24 protein-coding genes are annotated in these 25,814 nt (G+C 72.5%); 8 read left to right on the top strand and 16 right to left on the bottom strand.

Annotated elements, in window-relative coordinates:
* Positions 1-86 precede the first annotated feature (86 nt).
* From J2X46_RS06705 to J2X46_RS06675, 7 genes are all read right to left on the bottom strand, one after another.
* Positions 87-1,427: an MFS transporter gene (locus J2X46_RS06705; protein ID WP_310248384.1), complete on the bottom strand. Its 1,341-nt coding sequence runs from the start codon at positions 1,425-1,427 to the stop codon at positions 87-89.
* Entirely contained in the window at positions 1,424-2,026 is a 603-nt protein-coding gene (locus tag J2X46_RS06700) for a flavin reductase family protein (protein WP_310248380.1), read from the bottom strand. The genes J2X46_RS06705 and J2X46_RS06700 overlap by 4 nt, the downstream gene beginning before the upstream one ends.
* Positions 2,023-2,529: an NAD(P)H-dependent oxidoreductase gene (locus tag J2X46_RS06695; RefSeq protein ID WP_310248378.1), complete on the bottom strand. Its 507-nt coding sequence runs from the start codon at positions 2,527-2,529 to the stop codon at positions 2,023-2,025. Before J2X46_RS06695 ends, J2X46_RS06700 begins: the two co-directional genes overlap by 4 nt.
* Positions 2,526-3,668, bottom strand: a complete 1,143-nt coding sequence (locus J2X46_RS06690) for an LLM class flavin-dependent oxidoreductase (protein ID WP_310248376.1) — start codon at positions 3,666-3,668, stop codon at positions 2,526-2,528. Before J2X46_RS06690 ends, J2X46_RS06695 begins: the two co-directional genes overlap by 4 nt.
* 69 nt (positions 3,669-3,737) lie before the next feature.
* Positions 3,738-5,027: an SfnB family sulfur acquisition oxidoreductase gene (locus J2X46_RS06685; protein WP_310248374.1), complete on the bottom strand. Its 1,290-nt coding sequence runs from the start codon at positions 5,025-5,027 to the stop codon at positions 3,738-3,740.
* Positions 5,024-6,145, bottom strand: a complete 1,122-nt coding sequence (gene sfnG, locus J2X46_RS06680) for a dimethylsulfone monooxygenase SfnG (RefSeq protein WP_310248372.1) — start codon at positions 6,143-6,145, stop codon at positions 5,024-5,026. Before sfnG ends, J2X46_RS06685 begins: the two co-directional genes overlap by 4 nt.
* Positions 6,146-6,348: 203 nt before the next feature.
* Positions 6,349-7,710: an acyl-CoA dehydrogenase family protein gene (locus tag J2X46_RS06675; protein ID WP_310248369.1), complete on the bottom strand. Its 1,362-nt coding sequence runs from the start codon at positions 7,708-7,710 to the stop codon at positions 6,349-6,351.
* A 131-nt stretch (positions 7,711-7,841) separates the two neighbouring features.
* Here J2X46_RS06675 and J2X46_RS06670 point away from each other — a divergent pair, with 131 nt between their 5' ends.
* Positions 7,842-8,816, top strand: a complete 975-nt coding sequence (locus J2X46_RS06670) for a LysR family transcriptional regulator (RefSeq protein ID WP_310248365.1) — start codon at positions 7,842-7,844, stop codon at positions 8,814-8,816.
* On the opposite strand, the gene hemE is transcribed toward J2X46_RS06670, so the two are convergent.
* Positions 8,773-9,828, bottom strand: a complete 1,056-nt coding sequence (gene hemE, locus J2X46_RS06665; RefSeq protein WP_310248362.1) for a uroporphyrinogen decarboxylase — start codon at positions 9,826-9,828, stop codon at positions 8,773-8,775. The two genes, J2X46_RS06670 and hemE, sit on opposite strands and share 44 nt — an antisense overlap.
* A gap of 71 nt (positions 9,829-9,899) precedes the next feature.
* On the opposite strand from hemE, the gene J2X46_RS06660 reads away from it, so the two are divergent.
* A complete protein-coding gene (locus tag J2X46_RS06660) occupies positions 9,900-10,520 on the top strand; it encodes a DUF3000 domain-containing protein (RefSeq protein WP_310248360.1) in 621 nt (206 codons plus the stop codon).
* Between the two features lie 4 nt (positions 10,521-10,524).
* Complete coding sequence (locus J2X46_RS06655) at positions 10,525-11,808, top strand: HRDC domain-containing protein (protein WP_310248357.1); 1,284 nt, start codon at positions 10,525-10,527, stop codon at positions 11,806-11,808.
* A 2-nt stretch (positions 11,809-11,810) separates the two neighbouring features.
* Here the strand turns inward: J2X46_RS06655 and J2X46_RS06650 are convergent, their stop codons facing one another.
* The 8 genes from J2X46_RS06650 to J2X46_RS06615 all read right to left on the bottom strand — a co-directional run bounded on the left by J2X46_RS06650 (position 11,811) and on the right by J2X46_RS06615 (position 20,968).
* A complete protein-coding gene (locus tag J2X46_RS06650; RefSeq protein WP_310248352.1) occupies positions 11,811-13,220 on the bottom strand; it encodes an extracellular solute-binding protein in 1,410 nt (469 codons plus the stop codon).
* A gap of 60 nt (positions 13,221-13,280) precedes the next feature.
* On the bottom strand, positions 13,281-13,655 hold the full coding sequence (locus J2X46_RS06645) for a type II toxin-antitoxin system PemK/MazF family toxin (RefSeq protein ID WP_310248349.1): 375 nt from the start codon (positions 13,653-13,655) through the stop codon (positions 13,281-13,283).
* Positions 13,656-13,799: 144 nt separating this feature from the next.
* Positions 13,800-14,396 (bottom strand): hypothetical protein, encoded by a 597-nt coding sequence (locus J2X46_RS06640; protein ID WP_310248346.1) that lies wholly within the window; start codon positions 14,394-14,396, stop codon positions 13,800-13,802.
* 9 nt (positions 14,397-14,405) lie between these two features.
* The gene (locus J2X46_RS06635; protein ID WP_310248343.1) at positions 14,406-14,858 is read right to left on the bottom strand and encodes a DUF6069 family protein; all 453 of its coding nucleotides are present in this window, start codon (positions 14,856-14,858) and stop codon (positions 14,406-14,408) included.
* A complete protein-coding gene (locus J2X46_RS06630) occupies positions 14,851-15,813 on the bottom strand; it encodes an RNA polymerase subunit sigma-70 (RefSeq protein WP_310248341.1) in 963 nt (320 codons plus the stop codon). Before J2X46_RS06630 ends, J2X46_RS06635 begins: the two co-directional genes overlap by 8 nt.
* Positions 15,814-15,913: 100 nt before the next feature.
* Positions 15,914-16,375: an NYN domain-containing protein gene (locus J2X46_RS06625; RefSeq protein ID WP_310248339.1), complete on the bottom strand. Its 462-nt coding sequence runs from the start codon at positions 16,373-16,375 to the stop codon at positions 15,914-15,916.
* Positions 16,376-16,456: 81 nt separating this feature from the next.
* A complete protein-coding gene (gene hrpA, locus J2X46_RS06620; protein WP_310248337.1) occupies positions 16,457-20,356 on the bottom strand; it encodes an ATP-dependent RNA helicase HrpA in 3,900 nt (1,299 codons plus the stop codon).
* A 150-nt stretch (positions 20,357-20,506) separates the two neighbouring features.
* The gene (locus J2X46_RS06615; RefSeq protein WP_310248335.1) at positions 20,507-20,968 is read right to left on the bottom strand and encodes a hypothetical protein; all 462 of its coding nucleotides are present in this window, start codon (positions 20,966-20,968) and stop codon (positions 20,507-20,509) included.
* Between the two features lie 167 nt (positions 20,969-21,135).
* Between J2X46_RS06615 and J2X46_RS06610 the strand changes: the two genes are divergently transcribed.
* Genes J2X46_RS06610 through J2X46_RS06590 form a run of 5 tightly spaced genes read left to right on the top strand, consistent with a single transcriptional unit; the run spans position 21,136 to position 25,739 of the window.
* Positions 21,136-21,543, top strand: a complete 408-nt coding sequence (locus J2X46_RS06610) for a YciI family protein (protein WP_310248333.1) — start codon at positions 21,136-21,138, stop codon at positions 21,541-21,543.
* A 5-nt stretch (positions 21,544-21,548) separates the two neighbouring features.
* A complete protein-coding gene (locus J2X46_RS06605) occupies positions 21,549-22,697 on the top strand; it encodes a DUF6596 domain-containing protein (RefSeq protein WP_310248330.1) in 1,149 nt (382 codons plus the stop codon).
* A gap of 59 nt (positions 22,698-22,756) precedes the next feature.
* The gene (locus J2X46_RS06600; protein ID WP_397213189.1) at positions 22,757-23,473 is read left to right on the top strand and encodes a response regulator transcription factor; all 717 of its coding nucleotides are present in this window, start codon (positions 22,757-22,759) and stop codon (positions 23,471-23,473) included.
* Entirely contained in the window at positions 23,470-24,885 is a 1,416-nt protein-coding gene (locus tag J2X46_RS06595) for a HAMP domain-containing sensor histidine kinase (RefSeq protein WP_310248325.1), read from the top strand. The genes J2X46_RS06600 and J2X46_RS06595 overlap by 4 nt, the downstream gene beginning before the upstream one ends.
* A 20-nt stretch (positions 24,886-24,905) precedes the next feature.
* Positions 24,906-25,739 carry an SDR family oxidoreductase gene (locus J2X46_RS06590; protein ID WP_310248323.1) on the top strand — a complete coding sequence of 278 codons (834 nt, stop codon included), beginning with the start codon at positions 24,906-24,908 and terminating at the stop codon, positions 25,737-25,739.
* Positions 25,740-25,814 lie beyond the last annotated feature (75 nt).

Genomic DNA, 25,814 nt, shown 5'->3' with positions numbered 1-25,814 from the left:
TGTGCCGCCACCCTCCGAGCACGCCCGGCAAGGGTGGCGGCAGATCGCACCCCCGACGGCCTCGCAGCTGCGAGGTGCCGCCACCCTCAGGCGGCGACGACTTCCCGCGGGCGGACCTCCTCGCGAGTGCCGGTGTCGTCGAGCGAGCGCCCGACGGTCTCGGGCAGGAAGCGTGCAGAGACCAGGGAGATGGCGGCGACCAGGACGTTGTAGCCCGCGACCCACCAGAGCGTCCCGCCGCCGCGGGTGACGAGCCAGGCCGCGATGAGCGGGGTCAGGCCGGAGGCCAGGATCCCGGAGACCTGGTAGAGCGTGCTGAGCGCGGTGTAGCGGTAGCGGGTGTCGAACTGCTCGGACCAGAAGGCCGCCAGCGGGCCGTAGACCGTGCCGTAGATCAGCCCGAGGCCGACGACGAAGACCAGCGAGATCGCCCAGCGGTTCTCGGTCTGCACCAGGTAGGCAGCCGGGAAGGCGAACAGCAGCGCGATCCACGCGCCGACGCGGTAGACCGGCTTGCGACCGACCTTGTCCGACAGCGCGCCGGCGAGCGGCACCAGCACGACACCGATGGCCGCACCGACGAGGATCGCGTCGAGGGCCCACTGGCGCGGCAGCTCGAGGTTGGTGGCGACGTAGGCGAGCAGGTAGACCGAGAACAGGTTGAAGGTGAAGCCCTCGATGAAGCGCGTGCCCATGCCCAGCAGCAGCGGTCGCGGCTGCTCGGCGAGCAGGTCGCGCAGCGGGATCCGGGAGATCTCCTTGCGCTCCTGCACCTTCGCGAACTCCGGCGTCTCCATCACCGACAGGCGGATGTAGGCGCCGATCCCGAGCAGCACGATGCTGATCAGGAAGCACGCCCGCCAGCCCCACGCGAGGAACGCCTCCTCGGGCAGCAGCCCGGCCAGCGAGAACGCGCCGGCCGCGAGCACGAGCCCACCGGGTACGCCGATGTGGGCGAAGCTGCCGAAGAAGCCGCGGCGGTGGGCCGGGGCGTACTCGACCGCCAGCAGCACCGCGCCGCCGTACTCGCCGCCGACGCCGATGCCCTGCAGCACGCGGAGCACGACGAGCGCGATCGGGGCGAGCACGCCGATCTGGTCGTACGTCGGCAGCAGCCCGATCAGCGCCGTGCCGATGCCCATGATGACGAGCGTCAGCAGCAGCATCTGCTTGCGGCCGATCCGGTCGCCGAAGTGGCCGAAGACCAGGCCGCCGATCGGGCGGGCGAAGAAGCCGACGGCGAAGGTGGCGAAGGCCGCGAACTGGGCGGCCGGGCCGTCGAGCCCGTTGAAGTAGAGCTTGTCGAACACGACCGCCGCGGCGGTGCCGTAGAGGAAGAAGTCGTACCACTCGATCGTGGCGCCGACCGCGGACGCGAGCGCGACGCGGCGGGGCGTGGGGGCCGTCTGGGCGGCGTGGGCGCTCATGCCGCGTCCTCCGCATCGTGATGGTCCTCGGCCGAGGACTCCGAGGCGCCGCGGTCGACCTCGGCGCCGTTGATCCGGCCGTCGAGGCGGGCGGGGTCGAGGTCGTCGCGGTGCAGCTTGGCGAAGGTCGAGCGGTGGAAGACGAGCGGGTGCTCGCCGTCGCCTCCCCCGACCTCGTGGACCTCGAGCAGCACGATGACGTGGTCGCCGGCCTCGATCTCCTCGCGGATGGAGCAGTCGTAGGTCGCGACGGCCTCGTCGAGCAGCACCGAGCCGTTGCCGGTGACCTTGAAGGGCAGGCCGGCGAAGCGCTCCTCGCGCGGGCCGGCGAGCTGACGGCACACCGCGTCGTGGTGGTCGGCGAGCACGCTGATGCCGACGCGCTCGGCCTCGCGGAGCTGCGGCCAGGTCGAGCTGCTGGTGGAGATGGAGAACGACACCAGCGGCGGCTCGATGCTCACCGAGGTGAACGACGAGGCAGCGATGCCGGTGAGCTGGCCCTTCACCGACGCAGCCACGGCGACGACCCCGGAGGGGAAGGCGCCGAAGGCGTCGCGCAGGGTGCGCTGGTCGAGTGCGGGGATCGTCTGGCTGGTCATGCGGTCACCACCTGGTCGGAGGGGAGGGCGGGCAGGAACGGGGCCGCGGCGGCGAACCACGTGTCGTACGGCTCGGGCTGCTCGTGCTCGCGGTCGAGGACGTAGAGGCCGCGGGTCGGCACGGACGCCCCCAGCTCGACGAGCACCTGGCGCAGGCCGTGCTCGGGCGCGAGGGAGTGCGCGTTGGAGGCGCCGAGCATGAGGGGTACGGCGGTGACCCCGCCGAGGCCCTGGTGCGGGAAGCGGTCGAGGAACGCCTTGAGCAGGCCGGTGTAGGTGGCCTTGTAGGTCGGGCTCGCGACGATCACCACGAGGCTGGCCGACACCTGCTCGACGAGGTCGGCGACGGTCTCCGACGACCAGTCGAAGAGCTCGCCGGCGTGGTCGGCGAGGTCGACCACGAGGTCGGCCCCACCGAGGCGGTCGGCGAGCGTCAGCGCGGCCTCGTAGGTTCGCGAGACGGGCTTGGGGTTGCCGACGACGACGGCGACGCGCGCGCTCACGAGGCGGCTCGCTGGGCACCGAAGGGCACGGACGCCTGCGCGGCGACCGGGGCCGGGTGGGTCCAGAGACCGCGCTTCTCCAGCACCGGCAGCACGCCCTCGCCGAAGTGGTAGGCGCCCTCGAGGTGCGGGTAGGCCGAGAGGACGAACTCCTCGATGCCGACCGCGGCGTACTGCTCGATGAGGTCGGCCACCTCCTCGTGGCTGCCGACGAGCGCCGTGCCGGCGCCGCCGCGCACCAGGCCGACGCCGGCCCAGAGGTTGGGGTGGATCTCCAGCCCGTCGCGGTTGCCGTTGTTGAGCGAGAGCATGTTCTGCTGGCCGACCGACTCCGAGCGACGCAGGCCCTCCTGGACCCGCGCGATGTCCTCGTCGGAGATGCCGGCGAGCAGGCGGTCGGCCTCGGCCCACGCCTCCTCGGAGGTGTCGCGGGTGATGGTGTGGACGCGCAGGCCGTACTTCAGCTCGCGGCCCTTGCGCTCGGCGAGCTCGCGGATCCACGCGACCTTCTCGGCCACCGCGGCCGGGGGCTCGCCCCAGGTCAGGTAGACGTCGGCGTGCTCGGCCGCGACCTTGCCGGCCGCCGGCGAGGAGCCACCGAAGTAGATCTCCGGGACCGGGTCGGGCAGCTGCTGGAGGCGGGCGTGCTCGACGCGCAGGTGCTTGCCGGCGTACGTCACCTCCTCGCCGGTCCAGAGCCGGCGCACGATCGCGAGGAACTCGCCGCAGCGCTCGTAGCGCTCGTCCTTGTCGAGGAAGTCGCCGTAGGCGCGCTGCTCGTGAGACTCGCCGCCGGTGACGACGTTGAGCAGCAGGCGGCCGCCGCTGAGGTTCTGGAAGGTGGCCGCCATCTGGGCGGCCAGGGTCGGCGAGGTCATGCCGGGCCGGAACGCGACGAGGAACTTCAGCCGCTCCGAGAGCGGAGCGAGCATCGCGGTGGTCAGCCACGCGTCCTCGCACCAGGCGCCGGTCGGGGTCAGCGCGGCCTCGAAGCCGAGCTGCTCGGCGCTCCGGGCGATCTGGCCCAGGTAGGGCACGCTCGCCGGGCGTCCGGCCGCGCCGTGCTCGACGCCGTGGCCGCCACTGACGACGTGGCGGCCATCGCCTCCGTTGGTGGGCAGGAACCAGTGGAACTTCATGTCATTCCTCTCATCGCCGCTGGGTGAGCAGCGAGCGCTAGCGAGCGTGTCGAAACCGAGGCCGGAGCCTCAGAGCTGTCCGTGGTTGGGCGGTGGCGTGCCGTCGACGACGTACCGGCCGAGGTGCTGGACCTTCCAGGCTGCCGGGTCGTGGAGGGTGTGGGTACGGGCGTTGCGCCAGTGCCGGTTGAGGTTGAGCGAGTCGAGGGCCGAGCGGGTGCCGGCGACCTCGAAGAGGCGGCTGGAGACGTCGACGGCGACCTGCGCGGAGTGCGCCCGGACCGCCGCGACCGCCATGCTGGCGGTCGCCGCTGTCGCGGCGGTGAGGTCGTCGTCGGCGGCGTCGACGGCCCGGCCGGCCTCGCGCAGCAGCGCCTCCGCAGCGCGTACGTCGACCTCCATCCGACCCAGCGCCTGCACGACCAGCGGGTCGTCGGCCGCACGGTCCACGCCGGCGTCGGGGTAGGGCCGCGACGTCGTGCGCACGAACTCCGCCGCCTCGGTCAGCGCGGCGCGGGCGATGCCGACGTCGAGGGCCGCGTGCAGCACCTGCGCGAAGGCGCCGTAGGTCTGCGGCCCCTCGAACGTCAGGTGGTAGGGCGTGATGCGCGTGTCGTCCACGACCACGTCGACCAGGTCGACCGTGCCGCTCGCGGTGGTGCGCTGCCCCATGCCGTTCCAGTCGTCGGTGACCGTCACGCCCTCGGCGTGCCGCTCGACCCAGGCGACGTGGAGCGGCCCGGCGCCCGGCGCCGCGAGCGTGTCGCGGTGGGCGAGGACCGGGATCCAGTGCGCGAAGAGCGCCCCGGTGCTGTAGCCCTTGGTGCCGTTCAGGATCCAGCGGCCCTGCCCCGCGGGCGTCAGCGACGTACGGATGTCGCGGACGTGGCGGGTGCCGACCTCGGACTGCGCGTTGCCGAACCGCTTGCCGGCCAGCACCTCGCCGAAGAAGAAGCGCTGCTGCTCGGGCGTGCCCTGGTGGCGCATCGCGTTGACGTAGACGAAGTGGCTGTGCGGCACCTGCGCGACGCTGGGGTCGCCGGAGGCGAGGATCCGGAACACCTCGACCGGGACCTCTGTGGGCAGGTCGGCGCCGCCGTGCTCACCGGGCACGGTGATCGCCAGCAGCCCGGAGGCGGAGAGCCGGTCGACCTCGCGCCCGGGCAGGATCCGGTCGCGGTCGCGCTCGGCCGAGGTGGCGGCGAGGTCGGCGGCGATCTCGGTTGCGACCGCCACCGCCTCGTCGGCGGTGAGGATCGGGACGGTCCTCTCGGCACGACCGTCGGAGGACTCCGGGGTCCCCGCGGCGTTGTTCGGAGGAGCGGAGCGGAGGAGAAGAACGTCGTGGGGTGGTTTCATGCGACCTGCTCCTGCTCGGCGGCCTCGAGCTCGCGCACGATCGGCAGCACGTGCTGGCCGAAGTGCTCGACCTCCTCCTGGAAGTGCAGGAAGCCGAGGAGGAACAGGTCGACGCCGCGACGCTTGAACTCGATCATCCGGTGGGCGACCTGCTCGGGCGTGCCGACGAGGCCGGTGCGGAAGCCGTCGTTGTACTGGACGAGGTCGGTGAAGTCGCTGTCCTGCCACATGCCCGTCTTGTCGCCGGTGGACTGGCCGGCCTGCTTGACCGCGTTGCCGAAGCCCTCGACGGCCTCGGGGTTGGCCCTGGCGATGATCTCCTGCAGCGTCGCGTGGGCCTCGGCCTCGGTGTCGCGGGCGACCATGAAGCCGTTGACGCCGAAGCGGACCGTACGACCGGCGGCACGCGCGCTGCGGGTGACGCCCTCGATCTGCTGCTCAATGCCGTCGGGGGTGTTGCCGTTGGCGAAGTACCAGTCGCTCACGCGGCCGGCCATCTCTTGCGCGACGCTGGAGTTGCCGCCCTGGAAGATCTCGGGCAGCGGGCGACCGGGCAGGTCGAGCGGCTTGGGCAACATGTCGAAATCGCGCAGCTGGAAGAAGTCGCCGCGGAAGCTCGCGGCGTCGTCGGTCCAGATCTCGCGGACGTAGGAGATGAACTCCTCGGCCATCCGGTAGCGCTCGCCGTGCTCGAGCCACCGCACGCCCATGCTGGTCGCCTCGTCCTTGAACCAGCCCGACACCACGTTGATCGCGGCGCGGCCGTTGCTGAGGTGGTCGGCGGTCGCGATGAACTTCGCGAGCACGCCCGGGTGCCACATGTAGGGGTGGACGGCGGAGATGACCTTGAGCCGCTCGGTCGCCAGCAGCAGGGCGAGGCTGAAGCTGGTCGCCTCGTGCTGGTAGGCGGCGCCGTAGGACGCGGTGTAGCGGACCTGGGTGAGGGCGTAGTCGAAGCCGTTGTCCTCGGCCGTCTGCGCCAGGCGCTTGTTGTAGTCGTAGTCCCAGCCGGTGCGCTGCTCGATGTCGGAGATCACCAGGCCGCCGGACACGTTGGGCACCCAGTAGGCGAACTTCAGCGGCTCGCTGCCGCCGGTGCGTGCGGGGGTCGTGCTCATGCTGCTCTCCTCGGGACGGAGTCGGACATCAGGGATTGATCATGAATCTCTATTGATCTTGTAGACAAAGGTAGCAGCGGGATGCCCCGATCCCGACCACCACGTCGCGCGGCGATGTCGAGGGGGTGAAAGGTCGGACCTGCCACGTAATGCCTGTCACCAGACCTGACCTTCCACCCCCTCCGGAGCCGGTGCGTGACCGGTCAGCTCGTGGCGTCAGCAGTCCCCAGGTCGCGGGGCTCGGGACGGCCGTCGGCCCATTCCTGGCGCCGGCGGGTGCCGCCGATTGACCAGGCGTACGGCGGCGGCGTGCCGTTGACGACGTGGGCGCCGACGACCCGGGCCTTGAGGATGCGCGGGTTGTGCGAGGCGACCGTGCGGGCGTTGCGCCAGTGGCGGTCGAGGGCCTGCGGTCGGGCCGTCGCCGAGGCGCCGAGCGCGTCGAAGATGTCCGAGGTCGCGCGCAGGACGAGCTCCGAGACGACCACCTGGGCCGTCGACGACTCGATCTCGCTCGCCTCGACGAGCGCGGCGACCTCCTCCGGGGACGCCAGCGCGGCGTCGGCGACCGCCTGGACGCTGGCCGCCACGCGCAGGGTCGCGGCCTCGGCGGCGTACACGCCTGCGGCGATCTCGCCGACCCGGGCGAGCACCTGGGCGTCGTCGCGCACGCGCGGCGCGTTGGCGTGGGAGAAGTTGCGGGTGCGGTTCTGCACGGCCTCCACCACGTCGGCGAGCGCGGCCCTGCCGATGCCGGTCAAGGTCGCCAGCAGGTTGAGCTGGTAGAACGCGGTCTGGAACGGGAAGCGCTCCTCGAAGGGCAGCACGTGGTCGGCAGGGACGCCGACGTTGTCGAAGGTCGAGGTGCCGCTGCCCGTGCCCTTCTGGCCGAAGCCGTTCCAGTCGTCGGTGACCACGACGCCCGGGTCGCGGAGGTCGACGATGGCGATCGCGGTGTCCTCCTCGACCTCGTCGGGGTGGCCCGGCGTCGCGACGCGGGCGTGCACGTCGGCCCACTCGGCGAAGATGCTGCCGGTCGTGTAGTACTTCGTGCCGTCGAGGCGGTACGACCCGTCGGCGCGCGGTCGCAGCACCGTGCGGGGCAGGTCGATGCTCGAGCCCACCTCCGACCACGCGTTGCCGACCATCTCGCCGGCGACGAACCGGTCGAACCACACGCGCTGGTCGCTGGTGCGGGCGTGGTGCCACAACCGGTCCTCGACGAGCGCGAAGTGGCCTCGGAAGGCCTGGGGCAGGTTGGCGTCGACCGCGGCCAGCGCGATCCAGAGGTGGGCCAGCTCGACGAGGTCGAGCCCGCCGCCGCCGAAGGCGGTCGGGACGCGGAGCGCGCCGAACCCCTCGGACTTGAGACGGGCGACCGCCTCGGTGGGCAAGGCACCGTCGAGCTCGCGCCGGAGCGCGCCCTCGCCGATGGCCTCGAACACGGGTGCCCACGCGCCGAGGAGGTCGGCGAGGGCCTGGCGAGAGGCGCCGTCATGGGTGGCGACGGGGCCGGCGGCGCGGTCGTCACGGCCGAGGATGGGCCGGACACGCAGGGTGGTCATGGGTGAGATCCTCCGGTTTTGTATAGTTACTTAGTAGACTTTAGGGAATCGGGCCTGCGGACCACGACTTCCCGGCAGCAGGTTTTGCCGACCACCACGACCGAGAACGTCAGCAGAGAGCAGGAGCCACAGTGCGGATCGAACAGCTGGAGTACCTCGCGGCGGTGACCGAGCACGGGTCACTGCGACGGGCGAGCGAAGCCATGCACATCTCCCAGCCCGCGCTCAGCGAGGCGGTGACCAAGCTGGAGAAGGAGCTCGGCGCCACCCTGCTGGACCGTCGCCGCACGGGCTCGCGGATCAGCCGGCAGGGCCTGGATCTGCTGCAGAACATGACCGAGGTCCTCGAGGCCGTCGACCGGCTGCGACAGGCGGCGGGCCAGCAGTCCGTACGACGTCGCGACCTGCGCATCGGCACGGTCAACACCGCCTCCGCGAGCCTGCTGGCCCCGGCACTGCGCGACCTGCACGCGCGCCACGGCTCGGGTGGCGTCGAGGTCGTCAACGGCCGCCAGGTCGACATCCAGCAGGGCCTGGCCGAGGGCTCGCTCGACCTCGGCCTGGTCAACGTGCTGCCCGGCGACGAGGTGCCGCCGTCACTCATCGCCGACAAGCTCCTCGAGGGCACCCCGGTCGCCTGCCTACGCGCCGACCACCCGCTGGCCACCCAGGAGCGGGTCACCGTCGACGACCTGCGCGCCGAGCCGCACGTGCTGATGCGCCCGGGCTTCGTGATGCACCGCTACGCCCACCGCGTCTTCGCCGGCGCGCTGCCGGAGACGACGTACGCCACCGACGGTGCCGAGATGGGCAAGTCGATGGTCGCCGCCGGCCTCGGCATCTCGATCCTGCCGGACTTCTCCATCACCGCCGACGCGCTGGTGCGTGCCGGGGTGCTCACCACCCGGCCGATCGTCACCGACCAGACCACGGTCACGCTGCTGATGCTGCGTCGCCGTGCCGAGCGGGTCTCGGAGCCACTGCGCGACCTGCAGACCGCGCTGGTGCGGCAAGCCCGGGCCTACCTCGCGTCGCTGGAGGACCCGGCCGTGGTGACGCCGATCAGTGCAGCGGGTGGGCGTGCACGAACTCTGTCAGCGCAGTGAGCTGACCGGGGTCGGTCGACGGGATCACGCCGTGGCCGAGGTTGAAGATGTGGCCCTTCGCCGCGCGACCCGCCTCGATGACCTCGGCGGCGCGGGCGGTCATCACCTCGGTCGGCGCGAAGACGAGGGTCGGGTCGAGGTTGCCCTGGACGGCCCGGTCGCCGACGAGCGGGATTGCCTGCTCGAGTGGCGTACGCCAGTCGACACCGACCACGTCGGCACCCGCCTCGCCCATCAGGCCGAGGAGGTTGCTGGTGCCGACGCCGAAGTGGATCCGCGGTACGCCGAGCTCGCCGGCTGAGGCGAGCACGCGCTCGGAGTGGGGCATCACGGAGGCGCGGTAGTCGGCCGGGGTGAGCGCGCCGGCCCACGAGTCGAAGAGCTGGACCGCCGAGGCACCGGCCTCGACCTGGATCCGGAGGTAGGCCGCGGCGATGCCGGCGATCTTGCGCATCAGCGCGTCCCACACGTCGGGGGCGCCGAACATCATCGCCTTGGTGCGCGCGTGCTCCTTGGACGGACCGCCCTCGACGAGGTACGACGCCACGGTGAAGGGCGCGCCGGCGAAGCCGATCAGCGGCGTGGCGCCGAGCTCGGCGACCAGCTGGCGCACGGCCTGGGAGATGTAGGGCACGTGCTCCGGCGTCAGGTCGGGGATCGCCTCGACGTCGGCGAGCGTGCGGACCGGGGAGGCGACGACGGGGCCGACACCGGGCTTGATGTCGAGGTCGACGCCGACCGCCTTCAGCGGCAGCACGATGTCGGAGAAGAAGATGGCGGCGTCGACGCCGTAGCGGCGTACGGGCTGCAGGGTGATCTCGGTGACCAGGTCGGCGTCCATGCAGGACTCGAGCATGCCGATGCCCTCGCGCACCTTCAGGTACTCCGGCAGCGAACGCCCCGCCTGGCGCATGAACCAGGCCGGCGTGTGGGAGGGCTGCTCACCTCGCGCCGCCTTCAGGAAGGGGCTCTCGGACAGTCCGGGATGGGGCGGGGGCACAGCGTCGGTCACGCCCGAATCTTCGCAGGTCAGGCGGCGTGGCGGCACATCGGCAGCGCGCAGGGCTGGCCTACTCTGGAGCAATGGTGGCCCGTCACGAGACCCACCCGGGCAGTGCTGCCGGGGCTGGGCCTGCGGAGTTCCGCGCGGCTGTTGAGTCGATGCGCCGGGCCTCGCTGCGCCCGGAGGTCTTCTGCGAGGAGATGCCTGCCCCGCAGCGCATCGCCCCCTGGTCGTCCGCGCTCAGCGCCGACGTGACCGTCGACGACGAGGACCTCGGCACCGGCCGGCTGATCCTGCTGCACGACCCGGCCGGCAACGACGCCTGGGACGGCACCTTCCGCTGCGTGGCCTACGCCCGCGCCGACATCGACCCCGAGCTCGGCGCCGACCCGATGCTCGCCGCCGTCGGGTGGTCGTGGCTGACCGAAGCGCTCGTGGCCCACGGCGCCGCCTTCCACGCCGCCTCCGGAACGGTCACCTGCGTGACCACCGAGAGCTTCGGCGGGATGTCCGACGAGCCCGGCACCGCCCAGGTCGAGATCCGGGCCTCGTGGACCCCGACCGTGGACGACGACGGCGCACTCGACATGACGGCCCACGTCGAGGCCTGGGGCGAGCTGATGTGCACCGCGGTCGGGCTGCCGCCCGTCCCGGAGGGCGTCACCGCCATCCCGAGCCGACGCGGACAGCGCGGCACCTGAGTCGATGGCTGATCGCGCCGACAACGAGCCCCAGCCCGAAGCCTCGACCGACACCCGGTCCGAGGAGGTGGTCGAGGCTCCCCCGGCACCCCTGCTCGAGCTGCGCGACGGCCTGCCCGACGTCACCGACACCGACGAGGGCCTGGCCGAGGCGTGCGCCGCGCTGGCCGCCGCCACCGGACCGATCGCGATCGACGCCGAGCGCGCCTCCGGCTACCGCTACTCCAACCGCGCCTACCTCATCCAGCTGCGCCGCGAGGGCGCCGGCACCTGGCTGATCGACCCGATCGCGATGTCGACGCTGGCCCCGCTGCAGGAGGCCCTCGCCGGCAGCGAGTGGATCCTGCACGCCGCCACCCAGGACCTCCCCTGCCTGCGCGAGGTCGGGCTCACCCCCACCAGCCTGTTCGACACCGAGCTCGCCGGCCGCCTGCTCGGCTACCCCCGCGTCGGCCTCGCCACGCTCGTCGAGACGATCCTCGGCCAGCGGATGCGCAAGGAGCACTCGGCCGCCGACTGGTCGACCCGACCGCTGCCCACCCCGTGGCTGGAGTACGCCGCCCTCGACGTCGAGGTGCTCATCGAGCTGCGCGCACACATGATCACCGAGCTCGACGAGGCCGGGAAGACCGAGTGGGCCCGCCAGGAGTTCGAGCACCTGCTCGGCTTCGAGCCCGCGGTGCGCGTCGACGCGTGGCGTCGTACGTCGGGCGTGCACCGGCTGCGCGGCCGCCGCGCCCTCGGCGCGGCCCGGGCGCTGTGGGAGGCGCGCGACGCCATCGCCGCCGAGCGCGACGTGACCCCCGGCCGGATCCTGCCCGACTCCGCCATCGTCGTCGCTGCCACCGCGATGCCCACCGACCGCCGGGCACTGCTCTCGACGCAGGGGTTCCACGGCCGTGGCGCCAGCCGCTACTCCGCGAGCTGGGTCGAGGCCCTCCAGCGGGTGCGCGCCATGTCGGAGGACGAGCTCCCCACCCGCGCCCCGCGCGGCGACGGGCCGCCGCACCCCCGCACCTGGGCCGACCGCGACCCGGTCGCCGACCGGCGCTTCAAGGCCGCCCGCGAGTCGATGCTCAACCTGGCCGAGGCCCACCACCTGCCGGTGGAGAACCTGCTGACCCCCGACTACCTCCGCCGGCTGATGTGGGCGCCGCCCGCCACCCGTGAGCCTGCGGCGCTCGCCGAGGCCGTGCGCGGCCAGCTGGCGTCGTACGGCGCCCGGGCGTGGCAGGCCGAGGTGGTCACCGGCGCGCTCGTCGGCGCGATCCTCGGCGCCGAGGAGTAGGGCTACTCCGAGGGGGACTCGCTCGGCGACTCGGACGTCGACTCGCTCGGCGACTCGCTCGGCGACTCGGTCTCGGGCGAGAGGATCGCCTGCGAGGCCTGGTCGATCTGCTCGGTGATCAGGTCGAGGTCGAGGACACCGGGCGCGGTGACGAGGCGCTCGAGCAGCGGGGTGACCGCCTCGACCAGCTCCTCGCGCTTGTCGATGAAGGGCGGCACCTCCATGTAACGGATGCTCGCGTTGAAGATGCCGGCATGCTCGGGCTCGAGCGTCGGGGCGAGGAAGTCCTCCGACGCGGCGACCTCGGTGTTGGCCGGGACGATGTAGCCGGTCGAGGCGACGGTGGCGATCGCGGCGTCGGAGACGGCGTACGCGATGAAGTCGGCCGCGTCACCCTGCACGTCGGAGTCGTTGGACAGGCAGAGCCCGTTGATGTCTCCCACGGTCGCGCGCGAGTCGATGGTCGGCATCGGCAGCACGTCGAAGTCGAGGTCCTCGGCGTCGCGGAGCTGCGGGACGAGGTTGCGGAAGCCGGCGATCATCGCGAGCTCGCCGCGCTTGAACAGCTGCACCGGGGTAGCGCGGGCGAGCTGCGCGTTGGTGGGCGTGAGCGTCGGGTCGCGCAGGATCTGGAGCGTCTGCTCGAGCGCCTCGCGGGTGTTGTCGTCGGAGAACGCGAGCGAGGTGGGCTCCCGGTCGTCGTCGAAGACCTGGCCGTCGCCGGAGTAGATGAAGGGCGCCAGGCCCTGCAGCGTCGGGTCGATCCACACTCCGCGCTTGGTGCCGCGGCGCGACGCGAACTGCGCCGCCGCCCCGAACTCCGCCAGCGTCCAGCGGTCGCGGTTGCCCTCGTCGTCGGCCGTCGGGACGTCGTAGTCGCGGCGCTCCATCTTGTCGAAGTCGACGAGCTTGGTGTTGTAGTAGATGACCATCGGGGAGACCGAGTACGCCATGCACTGCAGCTCGTCGTCCATCGCGAAGGCGTCGACGGCGTCGCGCGAGAAGCGGTCGCCGAAGTCGACGCCACGCTCGTCGAGCAGCAGGCTGACGGGCTGGAGGGCGTCGGCGGCCACCAGCTGGCCGAGGTCGATGCGCGAGGTCAGGAAGGCATCGGGCGCGTTGCCGGCGAGCACGTCCTCGAGCGCGGACTCGTGGTCCGGCCAGGACTTCAGGGTCACCTGACGGGTGCTGGATGCGGCGTTGAAGGAGTCGACGACGCTCTGGAACGCCGCGACCTCCTCCTCGCTGCCGTAGGCGCCGAAGGTGATCTGGCGCGGCTTCTGGGTCGGCTTGCCTGACTTCGTGGGGCTCGTCGAGGGCTGCGACTCGGGCTCGCCGTCACCGGTGCAGGCGGCAGTCGCGAGCGCCATCATCAGGGCGCAGCCGACCAGGGAGACACGTCGCAGCAGCACGCCGAAACCCTAGGGCATGTCCCCCAATCGCCGGGCCGCGCCGACGGTGAGACGTCTGCCTCAGCCCGGCAGCGCCCGCACCGCGGCGACGACTGCCTCGAAGACCTCGCGGTCGAGCGCCGCACCCTCACGTCGTACGCCGTCGGGGTCGAGGTGGATCGGCCGGTCGAGGCGCACCTCGCTGGGCCGGCCCTGGGAGTCCCAGCCGCCGGTGCCGACGTCCATCCAGTGGCGGCCGTAGCGCGCCTCGTCCTCGGCGTCGCGGTCGTGGTCCTGGCTGCTGAGCATCAGCCCGGTCCAGCCGTCGCCCTCGACGTCGAGGACCAGCACCGGGCGGTCCTTGCCCTGGCTCGGGTCGTCCTCGTAGGGCACCCAGGCCCAGACCACCTCGCCGGGATCCGGCTCGCCGTCGATCTCGGGCTCGTAGGTCGCCATGCGGAGAGCCTAGGAGAGGTGAGCCTCGGACGTGTGTGAGTGCGCCGGACCGGGAGCGCCTCACGGCGCGTGGCCGCTCGTAGCGGCTTATTTTGGGACCCGGGGCTGCCACAGCCCGACGCACTCGAGGACCATTTTAATCCTCTAGGCCAGCTGGTTGGCGATTTCCCCATGACCGGCCGCCTCGAGTTGCTCGGACAGCGCGAGCATCCGGGCGATGTCGTCGTGGCTCGAGGCGCCGAGGGTGGCGCGACCGGCCGCCACGACCCGCGCGAAGGCGGCCGCGCGGAACAGGGTGACGGCGAAGTCGCCCTGCGCGATGCCGCGCAGCACCTCGTCGACCATCCGCCGCAGCTCGTCGGGCCCGGGCGGGTCCGCGACGCCCGCCACGACCCGGGCGACGTCGGCGCGGCGCTGGCCGGCGTCGTACTCCTCGGCCACGCGCTGGGGGTCGGCGTGCACCCACGCGCGCAGCACGAAGAGCCGCCACAGGCTCCCGGCCAGCGTGTCGGCGGGGGCGCCGGACCAGACGTCGGCGAGGGTCTCGAGGCCCTCGGTCTCGGCGAGGCGGACGACCCGCTCGGCGAGTGCGGGGTCGTCGGACTCACGTGCCCCTCGCACCAGGATCGTCGCCGCCAGGTCACCCGCCTCCCGTACCTTCGCCGGGTCGGCGCCGCCTGCGATCTCGGCGAAGAAGCCGTCGCCGGGCGTCATCGGGCGGTGGTGGGTGCGACCTGTCACCCGTCCAGACTAGGCGCGCGAGTCGTACGACGATGCGGAACCCGCCCGGAGCCCGCGGGCCAGCGTCGGCACCATCACCGTCGCCGCCACGAGGTGCAGCACGACCAGCGCGAGGCTGGTGCCTGTGGTGGCGCCGACGACGAACGGCGGGGCCAGCGACACCGCCGTCAGCACGACCGCCGTCCGCACGAACGCGGTGGCGGGCCGTGGGCTCCAGCACAGGAGCGCGACGGCGAGGACGATGCCCACGACCGAGAACACGCCCGTCACGAAGGCGACACCCGACACCGGGATCGTCTCCCCGCCGTCGGGCACCTCGAAGCGCACGCCGGCGGCGCGGAACAGCGCCGCACCCGTGGCGGTGGCCGCCATGGCCACGACGGTCGCGAGAAGACCGGTGCCGACCAGCCGGCCGAGCCGCCGGCCGGCGGCGTTGCGGGTCTCGAGCACGGTGTCACTCATCGCCGGCCTCCAAGCGCTCGGGCAGGCCGAGCCGCGGGAACTGGTCGGCGTCGAAGATGGTCACCTCGGTGACCTGGCCGCCGCTGATCCGGAGCACATCGAGGGTGAGCGGGAGGTAGGCCGCCTCGGTGTCGTTCCACAGGTAGTAGGCGACCGCGGGCTGGCGGTTGACGGCCGTCGGCACCGGGCGGAAGCCGGTCATCTGGGGGTAGCCGTCGTCGGTCCAGCTCGCGAGCACCGCGTCGCGGCCCACGACCAGGCCCTGCGTCGGCGGCATCGCGAACCGCACGTCGTCGCGGAGCAGGGTGGTGATCGTGTCGATGTCGGTGGCCACGCTGGCCTCGGTGAAGCGTCGTACGAGCTCGCGGTTGTCGGCGTCGTCCTCGGCACCGGTCCACTCCTGCCGCTCGGCGGGGAGGTGCTCGCGCATGCCGGCCCGGGCGCGCTGGAGCGCGCTGTTGACCGAGTTGACCGAGTCGCCGAGCAGGTCGGCGACGTCCCTGGCCGGCCAGCCGAGCACGTCGCGCAGGATCAGCGCGGCGCGGGCGCGCGGCGCGAGGTGCTGCACCGCGACGACGTAGGCCAGCTCGATCGTCTCGCGGGCGACCGCGAGCGCCTCCGGCTCGTCACCGTCGTGCGCGGGCAGCTCGTCGAGCAGCCGGTCGGGGTAGGGCTGCAGCCACCGCACCTCGCCGCCGGTCGCGGGCTCCGGGCGGCGCTTGGCGAGCAGGTCGAGGCAGGCGTTGGTGGCGATCTTGTAGAGCCAGGCGCGGAAGGTCGAGCGGCCTGCGAACGTCTCCCGCCGCCGCCAGGCCCGCAGGAAGGTCTCCTGCACGGCGTCCTCGGCGTCCTCGAAGGAGCCGAGCATCCGGTAGCAGTGCACGTGCAGCTCGCGGCGGTGCCGGTCGGCCAGCGCAGCGAACGCCGGCTCGTCGACCCCCTCCAGATCCGTCACGTCCGGCTCCTCCACCCGTGTGTCCACGCTCATCGCGCATCCTTCCGTCTCATCGTGTCCTGACACACGTATGACGGCCGGCGGCCCGAGAACTCATCACTCAGGCGCGGTGGCGTCCCGTGCCCGGGTCGGGCCCGTCGGTGCGGAGGGTGGCGAGGTCGACGAAGTCGCTGCACGCGTCGCGGATGTCGAGCGGCGTCGAGGGCGGTCCGGCGACCACCACGGCCAGACCCTGCTCGCGCAGCCGGAGCAGCACCGGCATCGAGGAGCCCACGTCACCGGCCAGCACGACGCCGTCGGCGGCACAGCCGGCCGCGAAGTCCGGGGCGTCCATCGCCATCGCGACGAGCGCGGGGTCCTGCGTGCTGCGGGTGCGGAACTGGTGGCGCAGCTGGATGCGGTGGCGGCGCAGCACCGGGAACCACGGGGCCACCGCGGCAGCCGACCAGTCGGCATAGGCCCGCGCGACGGCCACCTCGCCGAGGTCGCCCAGCACGCGCGCCAGCGGCGCCCACGCCTCCGGCGCGACCGTCTCGGCGTGGATCAGCACTCCCAGCCGCACGCTTCCCCACCCCTTCTCCCGCTGCGTAGCCTAGGGCCGCCGACGCCGGCAGGGCTCCCCCAACTGGGGTACGTCCGTGGGCTAGACCGCGGAGCCCATCACCTTCCGGATCCGCTGGTCGCTGACCTTCTCGCGCGTGCCGAGCTGCTGGGCGAAGAGCGAGACCCGGTACTCCTCCAGCAGCCAGCGCGCGTCGCGCAGGTGCTGTGGCACCGGCTGGCCGTCGGGCAGGGCCGCGACGGCGTGCAGCCACGCCTCCTGGAGCCCGGAGAGCTGGTCCATCTGCTGGCGGTCGCGGGCCACCTGGCCGTCGAGGCGCTCGCGTCGGTACGCCACCGCGGCGAGGTAGCGCGAGAGGTCGCGCAGCCGGGAGACGCCCGCCTCCCCGACGAAGCCGGGTGCCATCAGCCGCGCGACCTGGGCCCGCATGTCGGTCATGGCGGGCAGCGTCATCAGGTCGGCGCGCCCGGAGATCGCCTTGTCGCATGCGCGCCACGACTCCAGCACCCGCATCACGTCGTGCACCGCGGCACTGGTGCCGGCGGCCACGGCCTCGCGCGCGGCGGCCACCACCACGTCGTACGCCGCCTCGTCGCGCACGACCGGTCGCGCGTCGACGACCTCGCCGACGAGGGCCGCGCGGACGTCGTCGAGCAGGTCGCCGACGGAGGGGTACGGCGACCCGACCAGGGCCAGCTTGGCGCGCTGGTCGAGGCCGGCGGCGGCGAGCACGTCGTCGACCGACGGAGCGGGCCCGAGGGCGAGGAGCACGAGACGGCGTACGCCGAGGCGGTGGTGGGCGGCGGCCTCCGCGGCGGTGGCCAGCACCTGGAGCCCGACGCTCGCGCCCTCGTCGACGAGCGCAGGGAAGCCGCGCACCTCGTGGCCGGCGCGGCGCTGCACGAACGACTCGTCGATGGTGCCGAAGGTCCACGCGGTCTGGCCCGTGGCGGTGACGCCCGAGTCGGCGGCGACGTCGGCCATCGCCTGCTCGAAGGTGGGCCGCAGCGGCTCCTTGAGCGCGTCGAGGTCCTTGCCGCGACCGGCCTCGGCACCCTCCTCGGTGAGCACGCGGTAGGTCGGCCGGAGGTGGCTGGGCACCTTGGACCAGTCCCACGCCTCGCGTTCGATGACCAGGCTGCGGGTGCTGCGGGCGAAGCGCTCGAGCGCGTCGAGGAGCGGCTCGGCGCCGGGTGGCGTGGCGGCCAGGAACTCGCGCGCCGTGTTGGGCGCGGGCACCATCGAGACGCGGAGGTTCTTGGGCAGCGAGCGGATCAGCTCGGTGACCAGCTCCTCACGCAGTCCGGGGACCAGCCACGAGAAGTCGTCGGCCTCGATCCGGTTGAGCGTCGCGACGGGGACGTCGATGGTGAGGCCGTCGTCGGCCGCGCCGGGTTCGAAGTGGTAGCTGATCGGGAACGTCAGCCCGGCCTCGTCGGAGTCGGGCCCCCATCCCGATAGCCACCGTGTGGGGAAGTCGCGCTCGCGCACCTCGCCGGCGGTGTCGTGGGTGAGCATCGCGGGGTCGAAGGTCAGCAGGTCGGCACGCTTCTGCCGGGCGCGCTTCCACCACTGGTCGAAGTGCTGGCCGCTGACCACGTCGGCTCCGACGCGCTGGTCGTAGAACTCGAAGAGGGTCTCCTCGTCGACGACGATGTCGCGGCGCCGGGCGCGGTGCTCGAGCTCCTCGGCCTCCTCGAGGAGGCGGGCGTTCTCCGTCAGGAACTTGTGGCGCGAGTCCCACTCCCGCTGCACGAGCGCGTGCCGGATGAACAGCTCGCGCGCGAGCGGCGGATCGACCTTGCCGTACTGCACCAGGCGGTCTGCCACCAGCGGGACGCCGTACAACGTGACGCGCTCGCGCGCCATCACGGCCGCGCGCTTCCGCGACCAGTGCGGCTCGGAGTAGGTGCGCTTGACCAGGTGGGCGCCGAGGCGCTCGGCCCACTCCGGCTTGATCGCGGCGTTCTGCCGCGCCCACAGCCGCGAGGTCTCCACGAGCTCGGCGCTCATCAGGAAGCCGGGGTTGCTGCCGCGGAGCACGCTGCCGGGGAAGATCGCGAAGCGGGCGTTGCGGGCGCCGAGGTACTCGCGCATCGGGCGCCGCTCCCGTTTCCCGCCGGTCGAGCCTGTCGAGACCTTCTCGCGCTCCTCGAGGGCACCGATGTGGCTGAGCAGGCCGGACAGCAGCGCCTGGTGGATGCCGTCCTCGTCGTACGCCGCCCCACCCTCGCTGCTTCCCACACGGCCGAGGTCGAGCGTGAGCTCCTTGCAGACCTGGCGCAGCTGCGACTCGTAGTCCTGCCACTCGCGGATGCGCATGTAGTTGAGGTGCTCGCGCTTGCACATCCGGCGGAAGGCGCTCGACGAGAGCTCCTTCTGCTGCTGCTTGATGTGTCGCCAGAGGTTGAGCCAGGTGAGGAAGTCGCTCGACTCGTGCTTGAAGCGCGCATGCTGCTGGTCGGCCTGTGCTCGCTGCTCCTCCGGCCGCTCGCGCGGGTCCTGGATGGAGAGGGCCGCCGCGATCACGAGTACGTCGCGCAGGCAGCCCAACCGCTCGGCCTCGAGGATCATCCGGCCCAGCCGCGGGTCGATCGGCAGGCGGGCCAGACGGCGGCCGAGGTCGGTCAGCCGCGGCCCCGGCACGGACGTGTTGCGATGCGCTCGTCCGGACGCTCGATTCGCAACACGTCCCGGATCGGGGGCGGTGGAGAGCGCGCCGAGCTCCTCGAGGAGGTCGGTGCCGGCCTTGACGTTGCGGCGGTCGGGCGGCTCGACGAAGGGGAAGCGCGCGATGTCGCCGAGCCGCAGCGAGGCCATCTGGAGGATGACGCTGGCGAGGTTGGTGCGCAGGATCTCGGGGTCGGTGAACTCGGGTCGGCCCTCGAAGTCCTCCTCGGAGTAGAGCCGGATCGCGATGCCCTCGGACACGCGGCCGCAGCGGCCGGAGCGCTGGTTGGCGGAGGCTTGGCTGATCGGCTCGATCGGCAGCCGCTGCACCTTGGTCCGCACGGAGTAGCGGCTGATCCGCGCCACGCCCGTGTCGACGACGTACCGGATGCCGGGGACCGTCAGCGACGTCTCGGCGACGTTGGTGGCCAGCACGACGCGACGCACGAGCGATGAGTGGCTGGAGAAGACCTTGTGCTGGTCGGCGGCGCTGAGGCGGGAGTAGAGCGGGACGATCTCGAGGCGATCACTCTTGAGAGCGTCGAAGGCGTCGGCGGTGTCGCGGATCTCGCGCTCGCCCGGCAGGAAGACCAGCACGTCGCCGGGGCCCTCGCCCGACAGCTCGCGGACCGCGTCGACGATGGCCTCGGTCTGGTCGCGCTGGACGGGCTCGCCATCCTCGTCGTTCTCGGGCAGCTCGAGGAGCGGGCGGTAGCGGACCTCGACGGGATACGTACGCCCCGACACCTCGACCACCGGTGCGTCGAAGTGTGCGGCGAAGCGGTCGACGTCGATGGTCGCGCTCGTGATCACCAGCTTGAGGTCGGGACGGCGGGGCAGGAGCCGCTTGAGGTAGCCGAGGAGGAAGTCGATGTTGAGGCTGCGCTCGTGGGCCTCGTCGATGATGATCGTGTCGTACTTGCGCAGGTCGCGGTCGCGCTGGAGCTCGGCCAGCAGGATGCCGTCGGTCATCAGCTTGACCCGGCTGGCCTTCGACGTCCGGTCGGTGAAGCGGACCTGGTAGCCGACGACGTCGCCGAGCTCGGTGCCGAGCTCCTCGGCGATCCGCTCGGCCACCGAGCGGGCCGCGATGCGCCGCGGCTGGGTGTGGCCGATCAGCTTGCCGCCGTCGGCCGAGCCGAGGCCGCGGCCGAGCTCGAGGCAGATCTTCGGCAGCTGGGTGGTCTTGCCCGAGCCGGTCTCGCCGGCCACGATCACGACCTGGTGGTCACGGATCGCCGCGGCGATGTCGTCGCGGCGCGCGGAGACCGGGAGCTCGGGCGGGTAGGAGATCTTCACAACGGGCGCCATTCTCGCCCACCGCGGCAACCGGATTACCACCTGCCGCCCGTGATGGATTTCCACCCGAGCGAGTGGAAGTTCAGGGCCTGGACCGCGTGCCCACGCTCAGGCTCCGATGAACTTCCACCCCAGTGCGTGGAAATCCATCCGATCCCGGGCTCAGGAGCTCGAGCCACCCTCGTCGTCCTCGGGCGGGGTGGTCGGCTGGACCTGGCCGGGGACGCCGCGCGGGCCACCGAACATGGGGCCACGGTCGTCACCGCCGCGGTCGTCGCGACCCATCATCGGCCCGCGGCGCTCGACCCAGCCGCCGCGGTCGTGGTCGTCGGTGACCGCGTGGACGACCGCGGTGCCGAGGCCGCCGACGATGAGGCCGGCGAGCGCGGAGGCGATCAGGGCGCCGAGGCTGAACGTGCGGTCGCCGCGCGACTGGTTGCGCCAGCGACGGAACCGGCCCCAGCCGGGTCCGGTCGCCGCGGCGGTGGATGCCGCGGCGGCCGGGCCCGCCTCCCGCGTCGCCTCGGCCTCGGGAGCCGGGGTCGCCGCGGGAGCGTCGGGTGCGGTCTCGCCCGCGGGGCGCACCGGCTGGGTCTCGTCGCCCGGGGTGTCCTTCTCGCTCATGCGACCAGCGTCGTGCCGCAACCTGTGAACCACCTGTGGCGTGGCCGTGAGTTCACGCGGACGAAGCCCGGAGATTGGTTGCCTGAGCCATGTCGAGAACGGTCTGGCGGCTCCGACCCAGGGGTGGATGCGGCCACAATGGGCCGCACACGACAAGGAGGACCGAGATGCCGAAGTACCTGCTCCTGAAGCACTACCGCGGTGCCCCCACGGCCGTGAACGACGCCCCCATGGACCAGTGGACGCCCGAGGAGATCGACGCCCACATGCAGTTCATGGACGACTTCGGGAAGCGCATGGAGGCCAACGGGGAGTACGTCGACGCCCAGGCGCTCGCGCCCGACGGCGCGTGGGTGCGGGCCGACGACGCCGGCACCTCGCCGGTCACCGACGGCCCCTTCGCGGAGACGAAGGACCTCATCGCCGGGTGGTACGTCATCGACGTCGACGGCTGGGACCGCGCGGTCGAGCTCGCCACCGAGCTGTCGATGGCGCCCGGCAAGGACGGCCGGCCGATCCACGAGTGGCTCGAGGTGCGCCCCTTCTACGGCTCGCCGACCAGCACCCAGGACTGACCCCTGTGACCACCGCCCTCGACGAGGCGACGCTGCGGCCGCTCGTGCCCGCGGTGATCGGTGTCCTCGTCCGCCGCGGAGCCGACTTCGCGGCGGCCGAGGACGCCGTCCAGGAGGCGCTCGTCGAGGCGGTGCGGGCCTGGCCCGACGACCCGCCGCGCGACCCGAAGGGCTGGCTGGTCACCGTGGCGTGGCGGCGCTTCCTCGACGTCGTACGGTCCGAGGGGGCGCGGCAGCGACGCGAGCTCGCGGTGGACTCGGAGCCGGAGGCCGGTCCCGCCGAGGACGCCGACGACACGTTGCGCATCTTCTTCCTGTGCGCGCACCCGGCGCTCACGCCGGCGTCGGCCGTCGCGCTCACCCTGCGCGCGGTCGGTGGCCTCACCACGCGGCAGGTCGCCGAGGCCTATCTCGTCCCCGAGGCGACGATGGCCCAGCGGATCAGCCGGGCGAAGAAGACCGTCTCGACCGGGTCGTTCGACCGCCCGGGCGACCTCGCCACCGTGCGCCGGGTGCTCTACCTCGTCTTCAACGAGGGCTACACCGGCGACGTCGACCTCGCAGCCGAGGCGATCCGGCTGACGCGCCAGCTCGCGTCGCTGGCGCAGGACCCGGAGACCGACGGCCTGCTCGCGCTGATGCTGCTGCACCACGCGCGCCGGCCCGCCCGCACCCGCGCGGACGGCACCCTCGTGCCGCTCGCGGAGCAGGACCGCGGGCTCTGGGACACCGGACTCGTCGAGGAGGGCGTGGACGTCCTCCAGGCTGCGCTGGCGCAGGACCGGCGCGGCGAGTTCCAGCTCCAGGCCGCGATCGCGGCGCTGCACGCCGACGCACGCAGCGCCGAGGAAACCGACTGGGTCCAGGTCGTGCAGTGGTACGACGAGCTGCTGGCGCTCACCGGCAGCCCCGTCGTACGCCTCAACCGGGCCGTCGCGGTCGGTGAGGCCGACGGCTCACGGGCCGGGCTCGCCGCGCTCGCCGAGGTGGACCCCGGCCTGCCGCGCCACCGCGCCGTCTCGGCGTACCTCCACGAGAAGGACGGCGACCTCGCGACCGCGGCACGGCTCTACGCCGAGGCCGCCGCGCTCGCCACCAGCCAGCCCGAGCGGACCCACCTCACCAAGCAGGCAGCGCGCCTCAACCAGCACTGATCGGCGTCGGACAGGCGGCACACAGGAAACCCACAGCAATCCCCGGCAGGATGCTGCCCATGCAGCAGCTCACCCGCCCTGACGGCTCCCCCGTGCGCGTCCTCGTCGTCGACGACGAGGTCAACATCGCCGAGCTCCTCGCGATGGCCCTGCGCTACGAGGGGTGGGACCTGCAGATGGCGCACACCGGCACCGACGCCGTCTCCGCGGCTCGCGACTTCCGCCCCGACGCGGTGGTGCTCGACATCATGCTGCCCGACTTCGACGGCCTCGAGGTGCTGCGCCGGATGCGCGCCGACGGCAGCGACGTACCCGTGCTGTTCCTCACCGCCAAGGACGCCGTCGAGGACCGCATCGCCGGCCTCACCGCCGGCGGCGACGACTACGTCACCAAGCCGTTCTCGCTCGAGGAGGTCGTGGCCCGGCTGCGCGGGCTGATCCGCCGCGGCGGCACCGCGGCCCTCGCCGAGGCCGGCAACGTGCTCGTGGTCGGCGACCTCACCCTCGACGAGGACAGCCACGAGGTGCACCGCGCCGGCGACGAGATCAGCCTGACCGCGACCGAGTTCGAGCTGCTGCGCTTCCTGATGCGCAACCCCCGCCGCGTGCTGAGCAAGGCGCAGATCCTCGACCGCGTCTGGCAGTACGACTTCGGCGGCCAGGCCAACGTCGTCGAGCTCTACATCTCCTACCTCCGCAAGAAGGTCGACGCCGGACGCGACCCGATGATCCACACCATGCGGGGTGCGGGCTACGTGCTGAAGCCGGCGTCGTGAGGCGGCGTCTGGCCTCGCTCACCTCGAGGCTGGTGCTCACCGCGGTCGCGCTGGTCGTGGCCGTATCGATCCTGATCGCGGTCGCCGCGACGCTCGCGATGAACAACCGGCTGACCGAGCAGGTCGACGGCCAGCTCGAGGAGGTCACCGCGCAGCTCCCCTTCCTCCTGCGGACGTTCAACGGGCACGACGATGGCCCCGCTCCCCGCACCCGCCCGGGCACCGTCGTGGCCGGCTTCCCGTCCGACACCACGGCCGCGGACGCCTTCGCCTACAAGCTCAACGTGGGACGGGACGACAACCAGGCCCTCGGCGCGAGTGCCCGCGACGCGCTCGAGGCCGTTCCCGTCGACGGCAAGGTGCACGACGTACGCCTGCCCGGCCTGGGCGAGTACCGCGTCCGGGCCGTCACCGCTACGGACGGCGTCGCGGTAGTGGGCCTGCCGACCTCCGACGTCGACGACGCGGTCGGATCCCTGATCGGCTACGAGGCCGTGCTGATCCTGATGGGCGCGGCGCTGGCCGCCGGAGGCGGGCTGCTCCTCGTACGACGCCAGCTCGCGCCGCTGCGCGAGGTGGCGGCCACCGCCCACCGGGTGTCCGAGCTGCCGCTCGCCTCGGGAGACATCGAGATCGCAGAGCGAGTCCCCGAGCGACTCACCGACGAGGGCACGGAGGTCGGCCAGGTGGGCTCGGCGCTCAACTCGATGCTCGACCACGTCGAGGCCTCGCTCGCCCAGCGGCACCGCAGCGAGCAGCAGGTACGCCAGTTCGTGGCCGACGCCTCCCACGAGCTGCGCACCCCGCTGGCCACGATCGCCGGCTACACCGAGCTGGCCAGGAAGCGGCCGGAGACCAGCGGCACCGCGCTCGACAAGGTCGAGACCGAATCAGCGCGGATGACCGGCCTCGTGGAGGACCTCCTCCTGCTGGCCCGGCTCGACGCCGGGCGCCCGCTCGAGCGGAAGACCGTCGACCTGTCCCGGCTGCTCCTCGAGGCCGTCGACGACGCGCGGGTCGTGGACCGCGAGCGGTCGTGGCGGCTCGCGCTGCCCGACGAGCCGCTCGTGGTCGCCGGCGACGAGGCGCGCCTGCACCAGGTCGTCAGCAACCTGCTGACCAACGCGCGCAAGCACACGCCGGCCGGCAGCACGGTGACGGTGACCGGCACCGCCGAGGGCTTCACCGTCCACGACGACGGCCCCGGCTTCTCCCCCGAGCTGGCCCCGCGCGCCTTCGAGCGCTTCACCCGCGGCGACGCGGCCCGCACGCGCGGCGGCGCCGGCCTCGGCCTCTCGCTCGTCGAGGCGATCGTCGCGGCCCACGGCGGCTCGGTCGACCTGACCAGCGGACCCGGCGACACCACCATCACCGTCCGGCTGCCGGGTGCCGATCCTTCCCCCGAAGTGTAAACGAGAGTTACAGTGACGCCATGAGCCTCTCCACGGTCGCCGACAAGGTCGTCGTCATCACCGGTGCCGGGTCCGGCATCGGCCGCGCTCTCGCGCTCCGAGCCGCGCGCGGCGGAGCGCTGCTCGCGCTCTCCGACTGGGACGCCGACGGCCTCGCCGAGACCGTGCGCCTCGTGGAGGCCGCGGGTGTGGCGAAGGTTCGCCACGATGTCGTCGACGTCTCCGACCGGGCCGCTGTGCGCGACTGGGCCGCCGGCGTCGTCGAGGAGTTCGGGCGCGTGAACCTCGTCGTCAACAACGCCGGGGTGACCGCCACCGGGGACTTCGCCGACCTGACCTACGACGACCTCGAGTGGATCGTCGGCATCAACTTCTGGGGCGTGGTCCACGGCTCGAAGGAGCTCCTCCCGCACCTGATCGCCTCCGGCGACGGCGCACTGGTGAACATCTCCTCGCTCTTCGGGCTCGTCTCCGTGCCCGGCCAGTCGGCGTACAACGCCACGAAGTACGCCGTCCGCGGGCTCACCGAGGCGATCCGCGAGGAGATGCTCGTCGCCGGCCACCCCGTCACCGTCACGTGCGTGCACCCCGGCGGCATCCGCACGGGCATCAGCCGCAACGGTCGCAAGGCGGCGGGCCTCGACGGCTCCGCGATCGACGCGCTCTTCGAGAAGAAGCTCGCCAAGATGTCGCCAGACCGCGCGGCCGAGATCATCCTCGACGGCGCGCTCTCCGGGAAGGCGCGCGTGCTCGTCGGCCTCGACGCCCACGTGATCCACCACTTCGCCAAGCTCGCCGGCGCGCGCTACCAGGACGTCGTCGCCCGCGTCACCTCCCGCATGCCCCTCCGCTGACCGGGCACTTCGTCCGCGTCCTGACCACCGACCGGGCACTTCGTCCGCGTCCTGACCACCGACCGGGCACTTCGT

It is taken from the genome of Nocardioides sp. BE266, assembly GCF_031457855.1.
Taxonomy (GTDB): Bacteria; Actinomycetota; Actinomycetes; order Propionibacteriales; family Nocardioidaceae; genus Nocardioides.
The sequence above is the reverse complement of the archived record's forward strand: the minus strand, read 5'-3'. Positions and strand labels throughout refer to the sequence as shown.

Excerpts from the sequence above, each read along its gene's own strand:
- J2X46_RS06705 (WP_310248384.1), bottom strand. The coding sequence starts at position 1,427 with ATGAGCGCCCACGCCGCCCAGACGGCCCCCACGCCCCGCCGCGTCGCG.
- J2X46_RS06700 (WP_310248380.1), bottom strand. The coding sequence starts at position 2,026 with ATGACCAGCCAGACGATCCCCGCACTCGACCAGCGCACCCTGCGCGAC.
- J2X46_RS06690 (WP_310248376.1), bottom strand. The coding sequence starts at position 3,668 with ATGAAGTTCCACTGGTTCCTGCCCACCAACGGAGGCGATGGCCGCCAC.
- J2X46_RS06685 (WP_310248374.1), bottom strand. The coding sequence starts at position 5,027 with ATGAAACCACCCCACGACGTTCTTCTCCTCCGCTCCGCTCCTCCGAAC.
- sfnG (WP_310248372.1), bottom strand. The coding sequence starts at position 6,145 with ATGAGCACGACCCCCGCACGCACCGGCGGCAGCGAGCCGCTGAAGTTC.
- J2X46_RS06675 (WP_310248369.1), bottom strand. The coding sequence starts at position 7,710 with ATGACCACCCTGCGTGTCCGGCCCATCCTCGGCCGTGACGACCGCGCC.
- J2X46_RS06660 (WP_310248360.1), top strand. The coding sequence starts at position 9,900 with ATGGTGGCCCGTCACGAGACCCACCCGGGCAGTGCTGCCGGGGCTGGG.
- J2X46_RS06655 (WP_310248357.1), top strand. The coding sequence starts at position 10,525 with ATGGCTGATCGCGCCGACAACGAGCCCCAGCCCGAAGCCTCGACCGAC.
- J2X46_RS06645 (WP_310248349.1), bottom strand. The coding sequence starts at position 13,655 with ATGGCGACCTACGAGCCCGAGATCGACGGCGAGCCGGATCCCGGCGAG.
- J2X46_RS06635 (WP_310248343.1), bottom strand. The coding sequence starts at position 14,858 with ATGAGTGACACCGTGCTCGAGACCCGCAACGCCGCCGGCCGGCGGCTC.
- hrpA (WP_310248337.1), bottom strand. The coding sequence starts at position 20,356 with ATGGCGCCCGTTGTGAAGATCTCCTACCCGCCCGAGCTCCCGGTCTCC.
- J2X46_RS06615 (WP_310248335.1), bottom strand. The coding sequence starts at position 20,968 with ATGAGCGAGAAGGACACCCCGGGCGACGAGACCCAGCCGGTGCGCCCC.
- J2X46_RS06610 (WP_310248333.1), top strand. The coding sequence starts at position 21,136 with ATGCCGAAGTACCTGCTCCTGAAGCACTACCGCGGTGCCCCCACGGCC.
- J2X46_RS06600 (WP_397213189.1), top strand. The coding sequence starts at position 22,757 with ATGCAGCAGCTCACCCGCCCTGACGGCTCCCCCGTGCGCGTCCTCGTC.
- J2X46_RS06590 (WP_310248323.1), top strand. The coding sequence starts at position 24,906 with ATGAGCCTCTCCACGGTCGCCGACAAGGTCGTCGTCATCACCGGTGCC.